The 5,959-nt window shown below is 69.1% G+C and carries 5 protein-coding genes; 3 read left to right on the forward strand and 2 right to left on the reverse strand.

The features are described from left to right. The 3 genes from ABEB12_RS34425 to ABEB12_RS34435 form a co-directional block, all read left to right on the forward strand. The coding region (locus ABEB12_RS34425) for a DapH/DapD/GlmU-related protein (RefSeq protein ID WP_345703390.1) at positions 1-440 on the forward strand (440 nt) is incomplete at its 5' end. Positions 441-453: 13 nt separating this feature from the next. Further along, a complete protein-coding gene (locus ABEB12_RS34430) occupies positions 454-1,500 on the forward strand; it encodes a M20/M25/M40 family metallo-hydrolase (RefSeq protein ID WP_185063304.1) in 1,047 nt (348 codons plus the stop codon). Further along, positions 1,497-1,814, forward strand: coding sequence for a DUF6247 family protein (locus ABEB12_RS34435; RefSeq protein ID WP_185063303.1), 318 nt, complete (start codon positions 1,497-1,499; stop codon positions 1,812-1,814). Before ABEB12_RS34430 ends, ABEB12_RS34435 begins: the two co-directional genes overlap by 4 nt. A 250-nt stretch (positions 1,815-2,064) precedes the next feature. Here the strand turns inward: ABEB12_RS34435 and ABEB12_RS34440 are convergent, their stop codons facing one another. After that, the gene (locus ABEB12_RS34440) at positions 2,065-3,945 is read right to left on the reverse strand and encodes an ABC transporter permease (RefSeq protein ID WP_185063302.1); all 1,881 of its coding nucleotides are present in this window, start codon (positions 3,943-3,945) and stop codon (positions 2,065-2,067) included. Positions 3,946-4,203: 258 nt separating this feature from the next. Continuing rightward, positions 4,204-4,851 carry a hypothetical protein gene (locus ABEB12_RS34445; protein WP_185063301.1) on the reverse strand — a complete coding sequence of 216 codons (648 nt, stop codon included), beginning with the start codon at positions 4,849-4,851 and terminating at the stop codon, positions 4,204-4,206. Positions 4,852-5,959: the final 1,108 nt, after the last annotated feature.

Here is a 5,959-nt window from a genome sequence, read left to right on the forward strand (position 1 = left end):
CGGTGTTCTGCTCGATCTACGACCGCCAGTTCTGGCGGCACGAGCGGTACTGGAAGCTGGCCAATTTCAACTACCAGCCGCTGTTCAACGGCACGCCGTTCAAGGGCCTGGTCTGGCGGCTGGGCGGCGCCCGGGTCGGGCGGCGGCTGTTCGACGACGGGGCCGGGTACATCTCGGAAAAGTCGCTGACCACGATCGGCGATGACTGCACACTGAACGCGGCCAGCAGGATCCAGCCACACTCGCAGGAGGACGGCACCTTCAAGTCCGACCACGTCACCATCGGCAACGGCTGCACACTGGGCATCAACTCGCTGGTGCACTACGGCACGGAGCTGGGTGACGGCAGCGTCCTGGAGACCGACGGCTTCCTGATGAAGGGCGAGCAGACCACGCCCCGCACCCGCTGGATCGGCAACCCGGCCACCGAACTGCGCTGAAAGGAACTCCCAAGTGAGGACCTCACTGGCCAAACGGCTCGCCGCCGGGCTGGTTGCCCTGGGCACGCTCGCCGCGTGCAGTCACGCGTCGCCGTCCGGCCCGGTGGGCAACCCGGATGGCCAGCTGGCCAAGGCGGCCGGCCAGGCCGGCGCCTTCACCCACCTGGAGGCGCTGCAGAAGATCGCCGACGACAACGGCGGGACCAGGGAGACGCCGAGCCCGGGTTACGACGCGAGCGTGGAGTACGTCGCCAAGGTGCTGCGCGACGCCGGCTACGAGGTGAGCACGCCGACCTTCGAAGCCACCTCCTCGTCCGATGATGACGAGGACTCGCGCAAGCGACCCCGCCGCCAGGGCAGCTACCGCAACGTGATCGCGCAGACCCGCACCGGCGACCCGAATCGGGTGGTGTTCCTCGGCGCCCACCTCGACTCGGTGCCCGAGGGCCCGGGCATCAACGACGACGGTTCCGGCGTGGCTGCCCTGCTCGAGCTGGCCACCCGGCTCGGCTCCTCCCCCGGCGTGCACAACGCGGTGCGCTTCGCCTTCTGGGGCTCGGAGGAGAGCGACATGATCGGCTCGGCGTACTACGTGAAGAACCTCTCCGGCCAGCAGCGCCAGCAGATCCTGCTCTACATGAACCTGGACATGGTGGCCTCGCCCAACGCCGGCTACTTCGTGCAGGGCGGATCCGGGGGGAAGAAGAAGGGCGCCGGCCCGCCCGGTTCCTCCACCGTGGCCAGGGTGATCACCGAGCAGCTGACCAAGACCGGTGTCCAGGTGGAGCCGATGAAGTTCGCGGGGGACTCCGACTACGACCCGTTCGTCAGGGCGGGCATCCCCTCGGCCGGCCCGCTGACCGGCGACGAGAAGAAGATGACCGACGAGCAGGCCTCGAAGTGGGGCGGGGAGTCCGGCGAGGTGTTCGACCGCTGCTACCACCAAGCTTGCGACAACCTGGCCAACATCAACCGCACCGCCCTGGACCGCAACGTCCGCGCAACCGCCGCCGCCCTCGAGTACTTCGCCTCCTACACCGGCGGCCTAACCTCCGAATGACCGACGCCACGCCTGCACTGTCGTCCGCGCACACGCCCCGCGCGATTCGTGACGCCCTGGTCGGCACGGAGCGAGCCGAGTTCGAAACACGCTATGCCGAGGAGATGGGCCGAGCTGCTCGGACCCTGGACCTGACGGGTGTGCTCGAGGTCATCGACACCTTCCGGAAGATCGCCGAGATCACCCAGCGGCAGGGCGAACAGGCGCACCGCATGATGTTGGAACGCGCCGCCCAGCTAGAACGCGGTGAGCAGGTTCCTATCGTTTCGGGGTCTGTACACAAGGCCGAGATCGACGCCCGGCTCAGACGTTAATCGGCACGCGGCCAGGTCGACGGGCTGTCTGCCAGCGCGCTCCCCTTCTACGCGGAGCTCATCGGGTTTCTCGAGCTCACGCCCTGGAGCGGCCCGGCTTACCGTGATGACAACCCGCGGGGCAACATGCGCAAAATCTTGTTCGGGCCGATGGGCGAGGGGATCGCTGTCTACCTCGTCCTGGAGCACGAGCGACGCGTGGTTGTGCTGAGCGTGACCTGGCTGGATTAGAGCTGCCCCAAAGCATCGCCTATTCGAAGCGGAGTGCCTGGATGGGGCGGAGGCGGGCGGCCCGGTGAGCGGGGTAGCCACCGGCGAGTACGCCGATGACCAGGCTGACCGCGAACGCGACCAGCACCGGCCCCGGGCTCAGGATCGGTGCGGGCAGCTCCTCGTCGAAGTCCGGTAGCACCGCCCCGGCCAGGTAGGTCAGCGCGACGCCGAGCAGCGCGCCGACCAGGCCGCCCAGCCCGGTCAGCACCACCGCTTCGGACAGGAACTGCCGCATGATCGCGGTGGTCTTCGCGCCCACCGCCTTGCGGATGCCGATCTCCCGGGTCCGCTCGGTCACCGACACCAACATGATGTTGGCGACCCCCACCCCGCCGACGAACAGGGAAATCGCCGCCACGGCGACGATGAACATGGCCAAGAACTTGATCGACCGGGTGCTCTTCTCGATCCAGTCGGTGAACGTCTTGACGTTGAAGTCGCGGCTGGCCGGGTCGTCGATGTTGTGCCGGGCCATCAGGATGTCGGTGGCCTGCCCGGCGGCGTCCTCCACGGTGTCCACGCTGCCCGACTTGAGGATGATCAGGTCGAGCTTGCCGCCGTTGTCCCCGACCAGGCTGGTCCGGGCCGCGTCCAGCGGGACGATCGCCAGGTTGTCGTCCTGCCCGTTGGACTCCAGCACGCCGTGCACCTTGAAGTTGGTGGTGCTCAGCCGGACCGTCTTGCCGACGACGTCCTGGTGCGGGGTGTCGTACCCCCACAGCAGGTTCACCGCCTCCGGCCCGAGCACCACGGCCCGCGTTCCGTTGTCGATCTCCTCCGGGGTGAACCAGCGGCCGGCGTCGGTGTGCCGGTCCACCAGGTCCAGGTAGTTCGCCGAGGCGCCGACCAGGCTGGCCTTGCTCTTCGCCTGCCCGGCGGCGAGTACCACCGAGGCGACGACCGCCGGCGAGATGTCCACGATGTCCGGCGCCTGCCGGGGGTCGCTCAACGCCTGGACGTCGCGGTCGGTCAGGTCGCGCGGCTGGCGGCCGTCCGGTACCGAGCCCTTCGCGGCGGTCACCGTGATCTGGTTGGCCAGCCGGCTGAACTCCTTGTCGAAGTCGGCCTTCATGCCGTCGCCCAGCGCCACCAGCACGATCACCGCGGCCACCCCGACGATGATGCCGGTGGTGGTCAGCAACGACCGGAGCCGGTTGTTGGCCAGGCTGTGGCAGGCGGCGGCCAGCGCCTCCTGCATCTGGCCGGCAACCCGGCCGGAATTGGACCGGACCTCTCCCCGGCGGGTCGCCCGGATGGTCAGCACCGCCCGGCGCCACAGGTTCGCGTCGTCGCCGGGCAGTACGGCCTCGGCCGGGATCGGCATGCCGCTCAGGGCGGCCGCGGCCGCCCGGCGCTCCTGGGCGGCGCGCAGCCGGCGCTCGATCTTTTCCGTCCGTCGCGGGTTCAGGCTTTCGCGTGGCTCCGCCGTCCGACGCAGCCGCCGCCCGGCCGGCGAGGGCGCTGGCACCGACCCGGCCGGCGAGGGTGGCAGCAGCCATTCCGGCTGGGACGGTGGCGGGGCGGCGGTGAACCGCGCCTTGCGGATCCCGCGCGAGGCGTGCGGCCGGTTCGACCAGCGGAACCACCACGACGTGGGTTCGGGCACCAGCCGCCGGTGGGTCTCCCGGGGTCGCGGTTCGGGAGCCCGCGGCGGGGCGGGAAGCGACACCGCGCTCCCCTGCTCCGGCGCGGGCGAACCCGACCGGCGAGCGGTCCAGCCCGAGGCCTCGTCCCGGCGCACCCGATGGGCGATCTTGCGATGCGCCGGACAGCAGTAGTGCCGAGGCTTTCCCGATCCGGGCTGCTCGACGGGTCTCCCGCAGCCCGGCAGCGCGCAGATCACCTCGACGCCGTTCATGAAGACGGCTCGACAGATGGTGCGGTGGCGAGCATGGCCGCTGTCCCCTGGTGCGCGATCGCGGAGTGAGCCACGCGCCGGAAATCACCAGGCCGAGCCAGCCACGCTCGACACGCGCGCTCACACTCCGGGGTCCGGCTGTGCCGCCCATCGACACAGGGACGGTCCCGCGCGGGGACTGCCCGGGGCTAAATCGTGAGCAAGTCTAAGCGCCCACGGCTCGGTGCTCGCCCGTCGTCGAACTAAGGAGACGTTAAGTCAGCCCATGCCCTTGACCATGCCGAGGATCGCGCTGAACAGCTGGGAGAGGAACTGCAGAATTGCTCCACCGGGGTTCGCCGCCCCGCTGGTCTCCGAGCCGCCGCCGGAGCGCCCGTTCCGCGAGTCCTTGTCGTCGTCGCCGTCGTGGTCTCCGCCGTTGTCACGCACGTTGGACGCCTTGGGCTCGGCGGGGTGCACGTTGACGTCGATCTCCAGCTTCTTCTTCTCGACGTCCTCGCGCTCCTTGCGTTCCCACTCCTCGCGGTGCCGGTCCCGGGAGCCGGAGTCCGAGACGGCCGGCCGGTCGTTGTTCGAGAACCAGCCGAAGAAGAAGCCGTCGCTCTCGGGCTCCCGCACCTCCGGCTCCCGCCGCGAGTCACCGCCACCGGTCGAGCCGGAGAAGAAGCCGCTCGAGCCGCCGCCTTCTCGGCTCCGGGTGCGGGACGAGCCGTCGTGCCCGTCCGCGTCCGAGAAGCCGTTGTCGTCGGAGCCGCGAGCCGCCAACGGCTGGGCGGCGGCCGCCAACTGAACCGGCGCCGTCTCGCCAACCGATCCGGTGGCCGGTGCGGCCGGCCCCAGGGCCGACCCCACCACCACCGCCGCTCCGCCGAACAACACCGATATCGATCCGGAAATCGCCAACATGATCTTTACCCCCATCGCGCAAAGAATCAGTACAAGGACGTCGGGAATGACCGGGACTTCTCCGGGGAACACCACACCCAGGCCCGGCCTCAAGCACTTCCACGGTCGCCGTCACGCCGAAGGCTCGATTCTCAGTCACCGCTTGGCGCACTGCAGCGACTTGTCGCTCACAGGGTTGCAGAGGTAATGAGTACGCGCAACTAACAGCCGATGACGAAGCGGCCAAGCAAATAACGAACCGGTCTCCCGGAGTCGATCACGACCACCCGGGACGATGGCCGCACACTGATCGTTAAAGCCGCCTCACAACCCCAGAGAGCATGTCACAGTTTGGTAACGGAAACAGTGGCCATTTGGTCAGCCATGGTGACCACGAAACGGTGGCCACCAATTCCGCCGGACGTGGCCGCGGCCATTTCGGCGGTGGCCATCACCGGGACCGTACCCACGGATGGCCATCGCGCCGCGGCCGGTCGACCCGGCCACATACCCGTGGCCACTTACTCTGTGGCCAAATCAACGGAGATCAACGGACACCGAGGAAACGCCGTTCGTGCCGCCGACCTTTAGCTGGATAAATAAAGTGCGCCTTTAGCTTCCGCCCGAGCGGCTGGCCACCGGCTCACCCGCGGCCAGCACCCCGGTGAGCCGTGGCCAACCGCGACCGCGTGGCCGGCCAGGCTCCACCCTTCCGCGTGGCCAGCACGGACCCGTGGCCGGCCAAGATGGCCAGCGGACCGCGGCAACCCGCCGGACGAACGGCCGGCCGTGGCCATGTCCACTCCCCCTCGACCGCGCTCGCCGGCCTCGGCGTCCGCCGGCGTCGGTTGCATCGTTAAGACTTTTAGGTATCCTCAGTTCCGCGTCCCTGGACGATGAACCCAACGATGCTGTAGGGCACTTGGGGCAGGGCCTCCGTGTGAGTCGTACCGCGGCTGGCCAGTCATCCGGGCACGTTGGCACCCGCGTGAGTGCGTCCGCGGCTCGCCAGGCGATTCCCGCTGCGCGCTACCAGCGCGTTTCTCCCGGTCAACCGACCCAGGTGGAGTGATTGGCGATGGCCCCAGCGGCTGCGACTGGAGCACGGCGCATGTGCGTCGTGTCGCCA

Source organism: Actinospineispora eucalypti (assembly GCF_039543365.1).
Lineage (GTDB): Bacteria > Actinomycetota > Actinomycetes > Mycobacteriales > Pseudonocardiaceae > Pseudonocardia > Pseudonocardia eucalypti.

Coding starts and splice junctions, on each gene's coding strand:
- ABEB12_RS34435 (WP_185063303.1), top strand. CDS start 1,497: ATGACCGACGCCACGCCTGCACTGTCGTCCGCGCACACGCCCCGCGCG.
- ABEB12_RS34440 (WP_185063302.1), bottom strand. CDS start 3,945: ATGAACGGCGTCGAGGTGATCTGCGCGCTGCCGGGCTGCGGGAGACCC.
- ABEB12_RS34445 (WP_185063301.1), bottom strand. CDS start 4,851: ATGTTGGCGATTTCCGGATCGATATCGGTGTTGTTCGGCGGAGCGGCG.